15 protein-coding genes are annotated in these 15,584 nt (G+C 62.4%); 7 read left to right on the plus strand and 8 right to left on the minus strand.

Annotation, left to right across the window (positions count from 1 at the left end; translation table 11 throughout):
• Positions 1–48 precede the first annotated feature (48 nt).
• Entirely contained in the window at positions 49–657 is a 609-nt protein-coding gene (locus tag GSQ90_RS20695; RefSeq protein ID WP_158816800.1) for a TetR/AcrR family transcriptional regulator, read from the plus strand.
• A gap of 4 nt (positions 658–661) precedes the next feature.
• Here GSQ90_RS20695 and GSQ90_RS20700 read toward each other — a convergent pair whose 3' ends face one another.
• The 3 genes from GSQ90_RS20700 to GSQ90_RS20710 all read right to left on the minus strand — a co-directional run bounded on the left by GSQ90_RS20700 (position 662) and on the right by GSQ90_RS20710 (position 3,756).
• Complete coding sequence (locus GSQ90_RS20700) at positions 662–2,290, minus strand: alpha-D-glucose phosphate-specific phosphoglucomutase (RefSeq protein WP_158816801.1); 1,629 nt, start codon at positions 2,288–2,290, stop codon at positions 662–664.
• A gap of 133 nt (positions 2,291–2,423) precedes the next feature.
• Positions 2,424–3,080 carry a response regulator transcription factor gene (locus GSQ90_RS20705; RefSeq protein WP_158816802.1) on the minus strand — a complete coding sequence of 219 codons (657 nt, stop codon included), beginning with the start codon at positions 3,078–3,080 and terminating at the stop codon, positions 2,424–2,426.
• Positions 3,081–3,267: 187 nt separating this feature from the next.
• Positions 3,268–3,756: a tRNA (cytidine(34)-2'-O)-methyltransferase gene (locus tag GSQ90_RS20710; protein WP_158816803.1), complete on the minus strand. Its 489-nt coding sequence runs from the start codon at positions 3,754–3,756 to the stop codon at positions 3,268–3,270.
• A 325-nt stretch (positions 3,757–4,081) separates the two neighbouring features.
• Between GSQ90_RS20710 and petA the strand changes: the two genes are divergently transcribed.
• From petA to GSQ90_RS20730, 4 genes are all read left to right on the plus strand, one after another.
• Positions 4,082–4,600, plus strand: coding sequence for a ubiquinol-cytochrome c reductase iron-sulfur subunit (gene petA, locus GSQ90_RS20715; protein ID WP_246731696.1), 519 nt, complete (start codon positions 4,082–4,084; stop codon positions 4,598–4,600).
• A gap of 69 nt (positions 4,601–4,669) precedes the next feature.
• On the plus strand, positions 4,670–5,920 hold the full coding sequence (locus GSQ90_RS20720; protein WP_158816804.1) for a cytochrome b/b6: 1,251 nt from the start codon (positions 4,670–4,672) through the stop codon (positions 5,918–5,920).
• 30 nt (positions 5,921–5,950) lie between these two features.
• The gene (locus GSQ90_RS20725) at positions 5,951–6,913 is read left to right on the plus strand and encodes a cytochrome c1 (protein WP_158816805.1); all 963 of its coding nucleotides are present in this window, start codon (positions 5,951–5,953) and stop codon (positions 6,911–6,913) included.
• Between the two features lie 155 nt (positions 6,914–7,068).
• On the plus strand, positions 7,069–7,956 hold the full coding sequence (locus GSQ90_RS20730) for an S-methyl-5'-thioadenosine phosphorylase (RefSeq protein ID WP_158816806.1): 888 nt from the start codon (positions 7,069–7,071) through the stop codon (positions 7,954–7,956).
• On the opposite strand, the gene GSQ90_RS20735 is transcribed toward GSQ90_RS20730, so the two are convergent.
• The gene (locus GSQ90_RS20735; RefSeq protein WP_158816807.1) at positions 7,951–9,510 is read right to left on the minus strand and encodes an FGGY-family carbohydrate kinase; all 1,560 of its coding nucleotides are present in this window, start codon (positions 9,508–9,510) and stop codon (positions 7,951–7,953) included. The genes GSQ90_RS20730 and GSQ90_RS20735 overlap by 6 nt on opposite strands.
• A 236-nt stretch (positions 9,511–9,746) precedes the next feature.
• A complete protein-coding gene (locus GSQ90_RS20740; protein WP_158816808.1) occupies positions 9,747–10,799 on the minus strand; it encodes a substrate-binding domain-containing protein in 1,053 nt (350 codons plus the stop codon).
• Positions 10,800–11,006: 207 nt separating this feature from the next.
• Between GSQ90_RS20740 and GSQ90_RS20745 the strand changes: the two genes are divergently transcribed.
• On the plus strand, positions 11,007–12,260 hold the full coding sequence (locus tag GSQ90_RS20745) for an ROK family transcriptional regulator (RefSeq protein ID WP_158816809.1): 1,254 nt from the start codon (positions 11,007–11,009) through the stop codon (positions 12,258–12,260).
• A gap of 50 nt (positions 12,261–12,310) precedes the next feature.
• Here the strand turns inward: GSQ90_RS20745 and GSQ90_RS32025 are convergent, their stop codons facing one another.
• A complete protein-coding gene (locus GSQ90_RS32025) occupies positions 12,311–12,526 on the minus strand; it encodes a hypothetical protein (protein ID WP_174247513.1) in 216 nt (71 codons plus the stop codon).
• Here GSQ90_RS32025 and GSQ90_RS20750 point away from each other — a divergent pair.
• A complete protein-coding gene (locus tag GSQ90_RS20750) occupies positions 12,455–13,441 on the plus strand; it encodes a LysR substrate-binding domain-containing protein (RefSeq protein WP_158816810.1) in 987 nt (328 codons plus the stop codon). The two genes, GSQ90_RS32025 and GSQ90_RS20750, sit on opposite strands and share 72 nt — an antisense overlap.
• A 26-nt stretch (positions 13,442–13,467) precedes the next feature.
• On the opposite strand, the gene GSQ90_RS20755 is transcribed toward GSQ90_RS20750, so the two are convergent.
• Together GSQ90_RS20755 and GSQ90_RS20760 are read right to left on the minus strand one after the other, a co-directional pair.
• The gene (locus GSQ90_RS20755; protein WP_158816811.1) at positions 13,468–14,328 is read right to left on the minus strand and encodes a sugar phosphate isomerase/epimerase; all 861 of its coding nucleotides are present in this window, start codon (positions 14,326–14,328) and stop codon (positions 13,468–13,470) included.
• 145 nt (positions 14,329–14,473) lie between these two features.
• On the minus strand, positions 14,474–15,538 hold the full coding sequence (locus GSQ90_RS20760; protein WP_158816812.1) for an ABC transporter substrate-binding protein: 1,065 nt from the start codon (positions 15,536–15,538) through the stop codon (positions 14,474–14,476).
• Positions 15,539–15,584: the final 46 nt, after the last annotated feature.

The raw sequence follows: 15,584 nt of genomic DNA on the forward strand, positions 1-15,584 counted from the left end.
TGATATACGTCATCATAAGCTGGGCGTCAAATTCGAGCGGACGAAGTCATGCGAATCACCAAGCAGCAGGTCGACGCGAACAAGACGCGGGTCGTCGAAACCGCCGCGGCGCTGTTTAGAGAAAAGGGTTTCGATAAGGTCAGCGTTGCCGACCTCATGCACGCCGCCGGCCTTACGCATGGCGGATTTTACAATCATTTTGGCTCCAAGGACGATCTCGAAGCGGCCGCCTGCGCGTTTGTTTTCGAACAGTCCGTGGCGGCGATCGAGGCGATCGCCACGATCGCCGCACCTGAGGAAAGAATGCAGGCGTTCGACGCCTATAGGCGCCGCTATGTCTCCAAAAAAGTGCGGGACTACTCGGCGACCGCCTGTCCCATGGTCGCCTTCGCCGGCGATGTCTCGCGCCAGCCGGCGCCCGTTCGCGAGGAATATGCGTCCGGCTTTCGTCGCTACCTCGCGGCGTTTGAGCGGGCGAGCGCCGGAGATGGATTGAAAGGCGCGGCAAAGAAACAGGCGCGCGAGAAAGCCATCGCGCAATTTGCGACTTTGGCGGGCGCCCGTTCCCTGGCGAGAAGCGTCGCAGAAACCGATCCCGCTCTCTCCGACGAGATTCTCGAGGCGGCGCTCGCCGCGTTGGGACCGCCGGCCGCTTGACGCGCTATGTGATCACGCTCGGCGCCTTGCGCCCGGTGCGCTGTTCGATGCCCGCGAGTTCATGCGAAAGGGCAATCAGATCGGCCAGCGCGCTTTGCGTTTCCTCGCCCAGATTGCCGTCCTCGGGCACATAGCGCTCGATATAGACACGCAATGTCGCGCCCGCCGTTCCTGTTCCAGAAAGCCGGTAGACAATACGCGAACCGTCTTCGAACAGGATGCGCACGCCTTGCGCTTTGGTGTCGGAGCCATCGACGGGATCGTGATATTCGAAGTCGTCGGCGGCGTGAATTTTAAGGACGCCGCGGCTCGTCCCCGGCAGGCTTGCAAGCTGGCCGCGTAGCGCATCCATCAAGCCGTTGGCGGCGGTCAGATCGATCTCGTCATAATCGTGACGCGTGTAATAATTGCGCCCATAGATCGACCAATGTTCGCGGGCCAGATCGAGCACGGATATGCGCCGCTTGGCCAGAATGTTCAACCAGAGCAGAACAGCCCAGAGGCCATCTTTCTCGCGCACGTGGTTCGAGCCGGTGCCCGAACTCTCCTCGCCGCAAATCGTCGCAAGGCCAGCGTCGAGCAGGTTGCCGAAAAATTTCCAACCGGTAGGGGTCTCGTAGCATTTCACGCCAAGCTTGGCGGCGACGCGGTCGGCGGCGGCGCTGGTGGGCATGGAGCGGGCGATGCCCGCCAGCCCCTTGGCGTAGCCTGGCGCGTGGCGGGCGTTGGCCGCCAGCATGGCCAGCGAATCGGACGGGGTTACGAAAATGCCGCGTCCGATAATGAGATTGCGATCGCCGTCGCCGTCGGAGGCCGCCCCGAAATTGGGCGCCTCCGACGACATCATGAGATCGTAGAGCTCCTTGGCGTAGGTGAGGTTGGGATCGGGATGATGGCCGCCAAAATCAGGCAGCGGCACGCCATTGACCACCGTGCCGGCTCCCGAACCGAGCTCGCCCTCAAGAATGGCGTGCGCATAAGGGCCGGTCACGGCGTGCATCGCGTCAAACCGCATGCGAAAGCCGGAAGCGAACAAAGCGCGGATCGCGTCGAAATCGAACAGCGTTTTCATCAGCGCGGAATATTCGGTGACGGGATCGACGATGTCGACTTTGGCGCCCTCGACGATTGTCGCACCGATCGTGTCGAGATCGACATCGGGCGCATCGGCGATCTTGTAATGGTCGATGGTCGTGGTGCGCGCGAATATTGCGTCGGTGATCTTTTCGGGCGCCGGCCCGCCATTGCCGATATTGTATTTGATGCCGAAGTCTCCATTCGGTCCGCCTGGATTATGGCTCGCCGACAGGATGATGCCCCCATACGCCGTGCGTCCGCGAATGAGGCAGGAAACGGCCGGCGTCGACAGAATGCCGCCTTTGCCGATAACCAGATGCCCAAAGCCATTGGCGACGGCGATCTTGATGACCTTCTGGATCGCCTCGCGATTGTAATAGCGTCCGTCTCCGCCCACCACGAGCGTCTTGCCGGCGAAGCCTTCGAGCGAGTCGAAAATGGATTGAACGAAGTTTTCGACGTAGTTAGGTTGCTGGAAAACCGGAACCTTTTTGCGCAGGCCCGACGTGCCCGGCTTCTGATCGGCGAACGGCTTTGTTTCGACGGTGCGGATCATTTCCAAGCGCTCCCTGCTTTTGCTTTCAAAACGAGCCGCACGTCGCGGCACTCGCGCTCGAATGGCGCCCCTCGCCGATGAGTTTAGTTTGGCGGCCCGGGCCCGCGCAATGGCGTCTTTGCATATGCGGCTTTCACTGCGATTTTGCGGGCCATTGACCTTTTTCGATATTGGCGGCGGCGATCACCGCCTGCGTCCGGCTCTCGACGTCGAGTTTCTGCAGAATCGCCGAAACATGGGCTTTGATGGTCGCCTCGGACACCGAAAGCTCATAGGCGATCTGTTTGTTGAGCAGCCCCTCGGACAGCATCATCAGCACGCGCACCTGCTGCGGCGTCAGCGACGAAAGGCGCCGCACGAGGGCGCTGGAATCGTCGGGCGTCGAAAGATCGAGATCGGGCGGCGTCCATCGGCCGCCGTCAAGCACGGTCCGAACGGCGGCGCGCATCGTCTCGACATCGAGCGATTTGGGGATGTAGCCCGAGGCGCCAAAATCAAGACAATGGCGCATGATTGCGCGATCTTCATTGGCGGAGACGACAATGACCGGCACGCTTGCATGCTGCGCCCGCAGATACATCAGCCCGGAAAATCCGCGCACCCCAGGCATGGCGAGATCCAGCAGAACGAGATCCATGTCGGGCGTCTTGTCGAGAGTCGCCGACAGACTCTCCAGATCGACCGCCTCGAAAATCTCCGCGCCTCGGATGGCGCCGATCAAGGCTTGCCGCAGAGCGCCCAGCACAAGCGGGTGATCGTCGGCGATAAGGATGCGCGTTTTCTCGTCCAAGTCGATGGTTCCCTCCGTCGCATGCGCCGGGCTTTTGTGCGTCCCATCGCCCGCTAACGCCTAACCCTATACAGACAAGTCGCGGCTATTGCCGCCGTCACGCCGGGAAATTTCGCTCTTGTTCCAGGATCGACAGACGGCGGACGCCGCGGCATTCATCGGGAGGCGACGCCGCCAGCCGCCTGCGTCATCCTGTCGCTCCCCCCGGCGGCGCGATCTGACGTATCGCTTCGCCAAGCGCCATGGCCGCGGCGACGCCCACATTGAGCGAACGCATGGGGGGCCGGATCGCGATGCGGACGCGCGCGTCGGCGTCGTCATGCACCTCCTGCGGCACGCCCGCCGATTCCCGCCCGACCATGATGACGTCATTCCTCTGGAAAGCAAAGTCCCAGAGCGATTCGTCGGCTTTGGTCGTCAAAAGCACCAGCCTCTTTGCTTCGGTGCGCCGCCATTGCGAAAAAGCGCGCCACGAAACATGGCGCTCGATGTCCACATGATCGAGATAGTCCATGCCGGACCGGCGGAAATGACGGTCTGACACAGGAAACCCGGCGGGCTCGATAATCGCGGCCCTCACGCCGAAACACGCACAGGTGCGCAGCATAGCGCCCGTATTCTGGGCGATGTCGGGCTCGTAAAGCGCGAGCCAAAGAGGAGCGGCGGACAAGATCATCGCGCCCGCCTTTAGAGCGAGTTGGGGAAGAGGGAAAGCCTGGATTGCGCCATTGCTTGCTGCGAGCGCCGATTGGCGTGGCCTTGGCGCGCCTCCAGCCGTGACGACAAGCCGCGCCCAGCCCCGCAATGGGACTATGGACAACCAAAGCGAAGGGTGCGAAATAGCCGCAAACAAGGTGGCTTTGGGGCGCGTGAATTTGGTCCGTTTGGGCGCTGCCGGAGCCTTAAAACATTCGTTTTGAGGCGCATGACGTGCGGCTTGGGCGGCGCTGCGCGGGTAGCTCGAGAAGGGCGACGCGCGACCGGAAAAATTGGGGGTTCATTTGTCAGGCGCGGCAATCGTCGATCAGAACCGCAGAGACTTTCTGTTCTTGGCTACCGGCGCTGTCGGCGCTGTCGGCGTTGGCGCGGTCGTCTGGCCGCTGATCGATCAGATGAATCCGGACGCATCGACGCTGGCTTTGGCGGCGATCGAAGTCGATATCACGGCCATCCAGGAAGGCCAGATCGTCACGGTCAAGTGGCGCGGCAAACCGGTGTTCATTCGCCACCGCACCGCCAAGGAAATCGACGAGGCGGTCAATACGCCGATTAGCGAATTGCGCGATCCGCAGACCGACGCCGAACGCGTCAAAAAGGCGCCATGGCTCGTTGTCGTCGGCATTTGCACCCATCTGGGCTGCGTCCCGCTCGGCCATGAAGGCAAGTATGACGGCTGGCTCTGTCCGTGTCACGGGTCGGTCTATGATACCTCCGGGCGCATCCGTCAGGGACCGGCGCCGCTCAATCTCGAAGTTCCCGAATACGCGTTCCTGTCCGATACCAAAGTGCGGATTGGTTGATCCTGGGGCTCCGGCCCGGTTAACGTGTTCCCAGAATCTCGCCAGCCTCGTCTCTAGAGAACCAAAGTCATGAGCGGATCTTCGACTTACGTCCCCAAAAGCGCTGTCGGTCGCTGGTTTGAAAGCCGCCTGCCGATCATGGGCCTGGTTCATTCTTCGTTCATTGTCTATCCCGTTCCGCGCAACCTCAATTACATGTGGACCTTCGGCGCGATATTGTCGTTCATGCTGGTCGCCCAGATCGTCACCGGCGTCGTGCTGGCGATGCATTACACGCCCGAATCGACCCTGGCGTTCAGCTCGGTCGAACACATCATGCGCGACGTCAATTACGGCTGGCTGTTCCGCTATCTCCACTCGAACGGCGCCTCGATGTTCTTCGTCGCCGTCTATATGCATATTTTCCGCGGCCTCTATTACGGGTCCTACAAGGCGCCGCGCGAGGTTCTGTGGATCCTCGGCGTGATCATCTACCTCCTGATGATTGCAACGGCGTTCATGGGTTATGTGCTGCCCTGGGGCCAGATGAGCTTCTGGGGCGCGACGGTCATCACCAATCTGTTTTCGGCGATCCCATTGGTGGGCAAGAGCGTTTCGATCTGGCTTTGGGGCGGCTACGCCATCGACAACGCGACCCTCAACCGCTTCTTCTCGCTCCATTATCTCTTGCCCTTCATGATCGCCGGCGTCGTCGGCTTGCATGTCTGGGCGCTGCACGTGGTCGGGCAGAACAATCCTGACGGCGTCGAGGTCAAGAACGTCGAGCGCGACACCGTCATCTTCACGCCCTACGCGACGCTGAAGGACGCCTTCGGTCTGGCGGTATTCCTGATCGTCTATGCCTGGTTCGTCTTCTACATCCCGAACTACCTGGGCGATGCCGACAATTACAACAACGCCAATCCGCTGGTGACGCCGGCCCATATCGTGCCCGAATGGTACCTGCTGCCGTTCTATGCGATTTTGCGCGCCATTCCGAACAAGCTGATGGGCGTCATCTGCCTTTTCGGCGCCATCGCCTTGCTGGCGTTCCTGCCTTGGCTCGACACGTCGCCGGTCAAATCGGCAAAATATCGTCCGGTGTTCCGCGTTTTCTTCTGGGTGTTCGTCGCGGTCTGCCTCGGTCTTGGCTGGCTCGGCTCGCAGGAAGTGTCGGATAGCACGACATTGGCGGCCCGACTTCTCGCCTTCTGTTATTTCGCGTTCTTCCTGATCGTGCTGCCGTTGCTCGGGTTGTTCGAGAAGACGAAGCCTTTGCCTGCCTCCATCGCCGACGCCGTGCTGGCCAAGGGCGCCCCCGCGGCGCAGCCGGCCGAATGATTTGAAACCGATCGCTTAGGGAAATTGCACATGATCCGTTTCAAAAAGACCGCTCTCGCCCCGGCGACATTCGCGCTTCTGCTCGCGCTCGGCGCCGCCTCCCGCGCTGATGACGCCGCGCCGGCGCCGGCTGCTCCCGCGGCGCCTGTCGCTGCCCCGGCATCGCCGGCTCCTGCGCCTGCCGCCGCTTCGGCAAAGGCCGCTGCTCCTGCTCCCGCCGCCGCGCCGGCCGATGCCGCCGCCGACGCTGAGCAGCCCTCGCCGCCGCGACAGCGCTGGAGTTTCTCCGGGTTTTTCGGGACCTATGATCAGGCGCAGTTGCAGCGCGGCTTCAAAGTCTACCGCGAGGTATGCAGCACCTGTCATCGGCTCAGCATCCCGTTCCGCACGCTGGAAGACCCGAGCGGACCGGGCTTCAGCGAGGCGCAGATCAAGGCGCTGGCGGCGACCTATAAAGTCACCAACGACTCGCCCAACGACAAGGGCGAGATATTCCAGCGTCCCGGCATTCCCTCCGACATCATCCCGCCGCCGGAGGCCTATCCCAATCCGGAAGCCGCCGCCGCCACTTTCGGCAAGGCGCCCCCCGACATGTGGGTGTTGGTCAAGGCGCGCAAATATGAGCGCGGCTTTCCGTGGTTCATCTTCGACGCGCTGCCCTTCGTGCAATATCAGGAGGTCGGCGCCGACTATGTCGATGCGATCCTGAACGGCTACACCCATAAGGACGATCCGAACTGGAACCTCTATTTCCCCGGTCATAAGATCGCCATGCCGCAACCGCCGATTTCGGACGGCGCGGTGGAATATACCGATGGCACGCCGGCCAAGATGGTCAATTACGCGCAAGACGTGACCGCCTTCCTGTCCTGGGCGGGGGAGCCGACGCTCGCCGAGCGCAAGAAGATCGGCATGCGGGTGATGATCTTCCTGATCGTGTTCGCCGGCCTGCTCTATTTCACGAAGAAGCGGGTCTGGGACAAGATTCACTGAGATATGTTGAGCGCGGCGCTCCAGTCGCCGGCTGACTTGAATGCGGAGCGGGTCTTTCACAAGGCCCGCTCTTTTTTCGGCTGCTTAAAACTTCACGTTGATCGCGCTTCGACGCTCGACAATAATGAATCGACGCGGCGCGGAGTCAGGGCGAAATGACCAAGGCGATTGTCGGCATCATCGGCGGCTCGGGCGTCTACAATCTCGATGCTTTGACGGATTTGCGCGAAGAGACCGTCGCCACGCCCTGGGGCGAGCCGTCCGATTGCCTGCGCCTTGGCAAGATCGGCGCGACCGAGGCGGTGTTCCTGGCCAGGCATGGACGTGGGCATCGCTTCTCGCCTTCGGGCATCAATTACCGCGCCAACATCGATGCGTTGAAGCGCGTCGGCGTCACCGACATCATTTCGCTTTCCGCCTGCGGCTCGTTCAAGCGCGAGTTCTATCCCGGCCTGTTCGTCCTCGTCGATCAGTTCGACGATCGCACCTATCGGCGGGAGACGAGTTTTTTTGGCAATGGCTGCGTCGCCCATGTCTCGATGGCCCATCCAGTCGCGCCGCGGCTGCAGCGGCGGATCGCCGAAGCGGCGGCGGCGGAAAACATCGCCTGCCATCTCGGCGGAACCTATTTGTGCATCGAGGGGCCGCAGTTCTCTTCGCTGGCCGAATCGCAGGGCTTCCAGGCGCGCGGGGCCGATGTCATCGGCATGACGGGCGCGACCGAAGCCAAGCTTGCCCGGGAAGCCGAGATTTCTTATGCGACGGTCGCGATGGTGACGGACTTCGACTGCTGGCACGAGGATCATGGCGCGGTCGATGTCGCCGGCGTCGTCAAAGTGATGAACGAGAACGCGCAGCACGCTGGAGCGCTCGTCGCGCGCGTCTTGCGCGATCTGCCCGCCGAGCATGAGCCTTGCCCCTTCGGCTCCGATCATGCGTTGGACAATGCGATCATGACGCATCCCGACGCGCGCGATCCCGCACTCCTCAAGAAGCTCGACGCGATCGCCGGCCGCGTCCTGCGCAGGGACGCTGGCTCATGATGGCTTGGCGCCGATCGCGTGCATACTTTCTCTGACGGACCTGTCGCCACTGAGAATTTGATATTGCTTGAACAGAATTTCGTAGGCGGCAAGCGCCGTCTTGTCGGTCTCATATTTGAGAAAACTCGTCGCCCCGTATCTTTGGGCGCCTTCGGCGTATCCATCGACGACGCCCGCCGCGACGGCGCCATGAATCGCGGCTCCGACCGCGGTGGCGTGGTCGATCCGCGGGACAAGAATGTCCCGCCCCAGCACGTTCGCCATAAGTTGCATGAGCAGCGGATTGTTCTGGGAGAGGCCGCTTGTCAGCAATATCCGGTCAAGCGGCGCGCCGCCGGCGCTGAGATGTTCGACGATGTTTCGCGTTCCGTAGCACAGCGATTCCAATAGCGCGCGATAGATTCCCGCCGCTGTGGTCTTCAGATTCAGGCCGACCAGCAGCCCGCTCAGCGAGGAATCGCCGAGCGGCACGCGGCACCCATTCCACCAGTCCAACGCCACGAGTTGGTTCTGTCCGGGCGCGAGCAGAGCGGCGGCGGCGTTATATTCAGCGAAATTCTGGCTCGGCTCCGAGGCTTTCGGAAACGTGCGGACGAACCAATCCAGCGTATCGCCAAAGGCGGCCTGACCGGCTTCATAACACCAGAGCCCGGGCAGCACGCCGTCCTTGGCCACGCCTTCGATGCCGGCGGGCAGGGGGCGGGCGCGGTCGTCGAGAAGCAGGAAGGCGGCCGATGTCCCGAGCGCGCCGACCAGCACGCCAGGTTCGATGGCGCCGACGGCCGGCATCACCACGTGAGAATCGATGACCGCGACGGCGACGATCGCGGAGCCTAGCACGCCGGTGCGCTCGCGCCACGCAGCGGTCAAGGCTCCCGCCGCGCGACCGACGGGAACCGGATCGCTCAACTTCTCGCGGAGATGGGGAACGATCCCTTGGGGATAGCCGACGCCTGGGACGAACTGGGCCTTGTAGGCGGCGAATCCAAGGCTTCGCACCTCCTGGCCCGTCAATTGCCAAACGAGCCAGTCGCCAGCCTCGATAAACCGATCCGCCGCCGCCCATAGCGTTGGCGCTTCGTCGGCAATCTGTGCGGCCTTGGCGAGAAGCCATTCGGCGGAAAGCTTGCCCCCGAAGTCTCTGAGAAAGTCGCCGCCCGCGGCGTTGATTCGCGCCGCCCAAGCCTGCGCCGACTGATGCTTCCATAGTTTGACATAGGCGTGCGGATCGTCCGGATAGAGAACGCTCAAGGGCGCCCCGTCGGCGCGCGCCGGCAATGGCGAACTTGCCGTAAAGCCCAGTCCGATGCCGTGAACGATCTTGCCGCGGCCAACGGCGCCGAGAATCGCTTCGGCGGCTTCCGTATAGTCCGGCGCATTCTGCAACGCCCACAACGGCGGCAATTTCGCGCCGTCCGGCAGCGCCTCGTTCATCACGCCGTGGCGATAGGCGTGGGTGTGGCTGGCTTCGATCTTCCCGGTGATCGCGCAGACCAGCACGCCGCGCGCCGACAGCGTGCCGAAGTCGAGACCAATGAGATAGCCGGGCTTCATATTCGTTTTCCCAAATCGATTGTGCGCGCAAGGAGCGAGACATAGGGCGGTTCATCGCGAGGATGAACTAGGTTCTTGCTTCACAAGAGCGTCAACCGAAAAGGAAGCCTCGATGCTCCGACAGACTTGCGCCATGCAAATGCCAAAACGCAGGGCGTTCCGAGCCCCGGAAAAGGAGCGGGCGGCCCTGCGGCCGCCCGCCCGATGTTAGGCTTGAGACGCCGGGAGGGTGCGGCTCAGCCCCAACATTTCTTCAGCGCTTCGGCTGACGTAATCGAGTCGATGCCCGAAACCGGCTTGTCCGTGACGAGCGAGACGCCCGTATCAAAAAAACTGAGGCCGGGCGTGGGCTTCGGCTTCACGCCGGTTTTGGCGAAATCCGCCGCGGCCTGCACGCCAAGCGAGGCCATCAATAAGGGGTACTGCATTGACGTGGCGCCAATCACGCCTTCCGAAACGTTCTTGACGCCCGGGCAACCGCCGTCGACAGACGTGACCAGGACGCCCGTTCCCTTTCCCGCCGCTTTGAGCGCGGCATAGGCCCCCGCCGCGGTCGGCTCGTTGATCGTGTAGACGACGTCAACGGCGGGGTCCTTCTGGAGCAGCGTCTCCATGCCCGCGCGACCGCCTTCTTCGGATCCCTTGCCCCATTGGTGTCCGACAATGCGCTTGTCGGTCTCGTGACCGTATTGGTTGGGGTTCGCGAGTTCGATGCCGAAGCCCTTCATGAAACCCTGATCGCGCGCGCGATCGACCGAAGGTTGATCGGGAAGGGCGTCGATGAACGCGACATGCGCGTCCTTCGCCTTGTCGCCCAGGCTCTTCTGCGCCCATTCGCCGATGAGCACGCCCGCTTTCAGATTGTCGGTGGCGAACGTCGCATCGGCGGCGTCGACAGGGTCGAGCGGCGTATCCAGAGCAATGACCAGAATGCCCGCCGCGCGGGCGCGGGCGATCACGGGCACGATGGCGCGGGTGTCACTCGGCGTGATCAAAATTCCCTTGGCCCCGAGATTGATCAAATTCTCGACCGCCGCGACCTGCGATTCATTGTCGCCGTCATATTTGCCCGCGAAGGTATGGAGGTCGACGCCCAATTCCTTGGCTTTGGCCGCGGCGCCGTCCTTCATCTTGGCGAAAAATGCGTTGGTGTTGGTCTTCGTGATCAGCCCGACGATCACCTTATCCGCCGCGGACGCCGGAGCGATCCCCGCGAGCAACCCGATCGCGGCGCCCGTGAGCGCCGCATTTCGGATGGCGCGAATGGCCTTGGCTGTGCCCTCGTTCATGAATGCCTCCCTGTAAACCCGCGCCGCCTGATGGCGGCTTCGGATGGATAGGAGCCTGGCTCCCGGTCAAAGAGCTAGAACGACTTATGATCGATGTCAATCTTATGATTCATACCTTATGATTGTTTTTATACATAAATTCGCCGACAACGTCCTGTTGGCTCCAGTCCAGAGAATGGTAGAAGAGCATCAGCGACGCAGGGGCACATGGACGATTCCAGCGAATATTTGGCTCTCCCGCCTGGGTCTGGCGCCATTCTATCGTTGATTGCGAGCGGCGCCGGACAGTCCCGAGCGTCGCTGGCGCAAGCTGCCGGCCTGTCGCGGTCGACAATCGCCGAACGCTTGGCGCCTTTATTCGCGGCAGGTTTTGTCGAAGAAGGCGCGGAAGCCTTGTCGAGCGGCGGCCGTCCCGCTCGCATATTGCGGTTGAACAAGAACTTTGGCGTGACGCTCGCGGCGGACGTCGGCGAGAGCCATATCCATTTGGCGGTGACCGACCTCGAACCGAATATCCTCGTCGAGAACGTCGTCAGTCTCGACGTTCGCAGCGGGCCTGAGACGATCCTTGCGCGGATCGTCGATGAGTTCTGCGACCTGCTCGATCGCGTAGGACGGACGAAACGGGAGGTTCTTGGCATCGGCCTCGGCATGCCTGCACCGGTGGACTATGAAGCCGCGCGCGTCTTCGGCCCCTCCGTCATGCTGGGTTGGGACGATTTCGACATAAGGGGATGGATGCGCGCGCATTTCGAAGCGCACGTGCTGGTCGAAAACGACGTCAACCTGATGACTTTGTCGGAGTTCCGGCGCTTTTGGCCCGACGTCGGTCAGTTTCTCTTCATCAAGGCTGGCACCGGCATAGGCAGCGGCATCATCACGGACGGCCGGATCTATCGCGGCGCCCAGGGCGCGGCCGGCGACATCGGCCATATTCAGTTCGCCAGCGACAATGCGCCGCTTTGCCGCTGCGGCAAGCTCGGATGTGTCGAAGCCCGCGCCGGCGGTTGGGCGTTGGCGCGCGACCTGCGTGCGCAGGGGTTCACGGCGCATAACGCGCGCGACATCATCAATCTCGTGCGGATCAACCAGCCCGAAGCCATTCAATTGGTCCGCGCCGCGGGACGAGTCCTGGGCGAGGTTACGGCCGACGTCGTGAGCGTTCTCAACCCAGCGGTCATCGTCATCGGCGGCGTCTTGTCGGAGGCTGAGGAGCATCTGCTCTCGGGCGTTCGCGAACTTGTCTATCAACGCTCCTTGCCGCTCGCGACGAGAAAGCTGCAAATTGCCGCCGCGCGATCCAATCCGAGCGTCGGTCTCCTTCTTGGCGCGGCCCAACTCGTCATCGAATCGCAAATGGCGCCTGCGACGATCGACCGGACAATCGCTCGATATCGTCGCCCGGCGATTCCGCGCCCGCTCGAGAGCCTTACCGACAGCCCGCGCAGCAGGAGCGATTGAAGGGCAGATCGGCGAGTTCGCGCAGACTCATGCGTCTGATCTCGGGATGATCAAGCGGGTCGGGCGGCGACGTCCCCTCTTGTGCGGCCGTCGGCGCGGCTCGCCGCCCATGAAAAAGGCGGCGAATAGCGGAGAAAATCTTCATTGCAGAACTCACGTTCTCTTGCGGAGCGTGTGATTTTCTGCTGATATCTATGTGTAATCAATCCAGAAATCGCACTGACGACTTTAGGAAAACTGAAATACCAAATCTTGGCTCCGTTCATCTCAACGGGCTCCGCGCGGTCGAGGCCGTCGCGCGCCGCGGATCGTTGCTGAAGGCGGCCGAAGAGCTCGGGGTCTCGCCCAGCGCGGTGAGCCAGCAGGTCGGGCGCACCGAAAAGCAGATCGGCCGGGCCTTGTTCACGCGCACGCGCGAGGGCCTGGCGGCGACGGAATTTGGCGCGGTCTTCGCCGCGCGGCTGTCTGTCGGATTCCGGGAGCTGACGCAGGCGGTCGCCTTGGCCGACGACAGCGCCGCCCATACGCTTGTGGTTTCCGTCGCGCCGGCCTTCGCTTCGCGCTGGCTGGTGCCGCGCCTCAGTCGATTCTACGCCAAGCACTTCGAGCTCGCCTTAAGAATCGATGCGACGACGCGCCTCGTCGATTTCAATCGTTCCGACATCGACCTCGCGATTCGTATGGGCGACGGTCAGTGGCCAAGCGTCCGCGCGGAGCTGCTTTTGGCGCTGGAGATATTCCCGGTCTGCGCGCCGTCGATCGCAGAGCGATTGAAGACGGTCGCCGATCTGGCGAACGAATGGGCGATCTGCGACGAAAACAGTATGTTCACCTGGGAGCGCTGGTTCGAGGCGGCTGGCGCGCCGCCCGTCGCGCTCTTGCCCGGCGCCCGCTTCACCGATCCGATGCTCTGCGTCGAGGCGGCGATCGCCGGGCAGGGCGTTATGCTCGCCTGGCAATTGCTTGTCGCCGATGCGCTGACGGACGGTCGATTGGTCGCGCCATTCGGCGTGAGCGCCGGCAGCGGCCTCGGCTATTATCTGGCGACAGCGGCCGGCCGGCGGCCCAGCGCCAAGGTTTTGGCGTTCAAACGCTGGATCGTCGAAGAAGTGGCGAAAACCGTCGCGGAGTTTGGCGCGCGGGCGGCGGCGGCCCGATCGCAAATCGGTGCGCGCGTCTGAAATGCGCGGTCTTCGCTTTCATCGCGTTACGCTTCCCGGATCGCCAATCCAGTCGCACGCGCCAGGCTCCTGATATAGGGCAGGCCGATATCGAGCACTTCGTCGCGGTCGCGCGCCACCGGGCGCCAGACCGAGAGCGCGCTGGCGAGTTGCGGCGGCATGTTGACGAAGGATTCGACGACGAGGTCGCCGTCGAAACTGGCGCCTTTCAACGCGATCATCACGCTCTTCCAGTCGATATTGCCCGAACCCGGCACGCCGCGATCGCTTTCGGAGAGATGCACGTAGCGAACGAGGCCCGCGCCCTCTTCGAGCGCCGCGGCGAAACCCTTCTCTTCGATATTGGTGTGATAGGTGTCGAGATGGATCATCATCGCCGGTTCGTTGATCCGCTTGGCCAGATCCAGCGCCTGCCGCGCCGTGTTGACAAGATGCGTCTCATAGCGATTGCACGCTTCAAGCCCGAGCGTCATGCCATAGTCGGCGGCGCGCCTGGCGACCGGCTTTAGCGCCCTGGCGATCGCGTCATATTCCCGATCGGTCGGCGCGGCGCCGGTGCGATAGCCCAGCGTCGAATAGATCACGCCGCAAAGCGTATTCGATCCCAGTGCATGCGAGACCTCGAGCGCCCGCATCAGGAACGCCTGCGCCTTTTCCGGATGCTGCGTCGCCTCGGCTTCGATCGGCAGGCCGAGCGAAGCGGTCGGCGCGACATTATGCCGTTTGAACAATGCGCGGGAATGGTCGACATCGACCTTGTCGGGCTCCAGCAGCGCGATTTCGATGATGTCGAGGCCATGGCGCGCCGCGTCGGCGACGCTGAGCTCGGCGCCCTCGCGCGTCCATGCCGACGTCCACAGACTCGAATGCATGCCAAAGCGGATCATAGCGTTTCTCCCCGTCCATTTTTGGCCGACAGATTCGACCGCTTGATATCAGCTTACTAGGCCGATCCGGACGGGGGGAAGACAGTCGCGGCAGAATCTTGATGTGGCGCGCGGTCGACGGGCGTTCCGGCGCTGAAAACGAATCCTACTTCGGCCTCAGATCGAGCCCCACGCCTTTGTTCACGAATTGCAGCGTATAGGCTTTCTTGTAGTCGAGGCCCTGCGGCAGAACGCCCGCTTTCGCCATCTGGTCGTAGAAGCTCTTCATGCGCGCGTCCGACATCGCGCCAATGCCGTTCTTCAGGGATTCGCCGGAATCGACGATGCCATATTCCTTCAGCTTGGCGATCGAGAAAGCGATCTGCTCGTCCGTCATTTCGGAATTGTCTTTCTTGATCAGCGCATTCGCGGCTTTGTTGTCGCCGTAGAGATAGTGGTACCAGCCGATCGCCGTGGCGTCGACGAAGCGCTGCACCGCGTCGGAGTTCTTCTCGACGAAGTCGCGGCGGCATTCGATGGTGGTCGAGGCGGTGTCGAAGCCGTTGTCGGCGAACAAGAAGACATTGGGTTTGAAGCCGCCGCTCTTTTCGATCGCAAAGGGTTCGGAGGTCGCATAGCCTTGCTGCACCGACTGTTTGTCGGCGATGAAGGGCGCCGGATTGAAATTGTAGGGGCCGACATTGCTCTCCGAAAAGCCCCAGCGGGATTCAAGCCAGCGATAGAAAGAGCCGAGGCTCGACCGCGCGACAAAGATCACATGCGCGCTCTTGAGGCTCTCGAATGTGTCGAGGCCTTCGCCGGGATGGCTGATCAGCACTTGCGGGTCCTTCTGGAACATGCCGGCTACGACGACGGTTGGCACGCCCTGAGCGACCGCGTCCATGGCGCCGATCATGTCGGAATCCATGAAGCAATCCATCTTGCCCGACGACATCAGCAAGCGGCCGTTCATGTTGGGGCCGCCCTGCATGATGGTCACGTCGAGTCCGTATTTTGCGTAAGTGCCGTCGGCGACGGCCTGGTAGAAGCCGCCATGCTCCGCCTCGGCGAGCCAATTGGTGCCGTAGCTCAGCTTCGTGAGCGACTGCGCCTGCGCCGGCGGCGTCAGCGCCGCGAAGGCGAGCACCGCGGCGCCCGCTGAAAGCGCCGCCCTGGCGAGGCGTTGGCGCGTCCCGAGGCGAGAATTTTTCGTGGGCGTGGAATTGCGCATGATCATCTCCAGCTTGGGCGGCGGATCTCTCAAGAACCGGCCTTGG

Source organism: Methylocapsa sp. S129 (genome assembly GCF_009765995.1).
In the GTDB taxonomy this organism is placed as follows: domain Bacteria; phylum Pseudomonadota; class Alphaproteobacteria; order Rhizobiales; family Beijerinckiaceae; genus Roseiarcus.

Excerpts from the sequence above, each read along its gene's own strand:
- GSQ90_RS20730 (WP_158816806.1), top strand. The coding sequence starts at position 7,069 with ATGACCAAGGCGATTGTCGGCATCATCGGCGGCTCGGGCGTCTACAAT.
- GSQ90_RS32025 (WP_174247513.1), bottom strand. The coding sequence starts at position 12,526 with ATGAACGGAGCCAAGATTTGGTATTTCAGTTTTCCTAAAGTCGTCAGT.
- GSQ90_RS20740 (WP_158816808.1), bottom strand. The coding sequence starts at position 10,799 with ATGAACGAGGGCACAGCCAAGGCCATTCGCGCCATCCGAAATGCGGCG.
- GSQ90_RS20710 (WP_158816803.1), bottom strand. The coding sequence starts at position 3,756 with ATGATCTTGTCCGCCGCTCCTCTTTGGCTCGCGCTTTACGAGCCCGAC.
- GSQ90_RS20700 (WP_158816801.1), bottom strand. The coding sequence starts at position 2,290 with ATGATCCGCACCGTCGAAACAAAGCCGTTCGCCGATCAGAAGCCGGGC.
- GSQ90_RS20725 (WP_158816805.1), top strand. The coding sequence starts at position 5,951 with ATGATCCGTTTCAAAAAGACCGCTCTCGCCCCGGCGACATTCGCGCTT.
- GSQ90_RS20720 (WP_158816804.1), top strand. The coding sequence starts at position 4,670 with ATGAGCGGATCTTCGACTTACGTCCCCAAAAGCGCTGTCGGTCGCTGG.
- GSQ90_RS20755 (WP_158816811.1), bottom strand. The coding sequence starts at position 14,328 with ATGATCCGCTTTGGCATGCATTCGAGTCTGTGGACGTCGGCATGGACG.
- GSQ90_RS20750 (WP_158816810.1), top strand. The coding sequence starts at position 12,455 with ATGTGTAATCAATCCAGAAATCGCACTGACGACTTTAGGAAAACTGAA.
- GSQ90_RS20735 (WP_158816807.1), bottom strand. The coding sequence starts at position 9,510 with ATGAAGCCCGGCTATCTCATTGGTCTCGACTTCGGCACGCTGTCGGCG.
- GSQ90_RS20760 (WP_158816812.1), bottom strand. The coding sequence starts at position 15,538 with ATGCGCAATTCCACGCCCACGAAAAATTCTCGCCTCGGGACGCGCCAA.
- GSQ90_RS20745 (WP_158816809.1), top strand. The coding sequence starts at position 11,007 with ATGGACGATTCCAGCGAATATTTGGCTCTCCCGCCTGGGTCTGGCGCC.
- GSQ90_RS20695 (WP_158816800.1), top strand. The coding sequence starts at position 49 with ATGCGAATCACCAAGCAGCAGGTCGACGCGAACAAGACGCGGGTCGTC.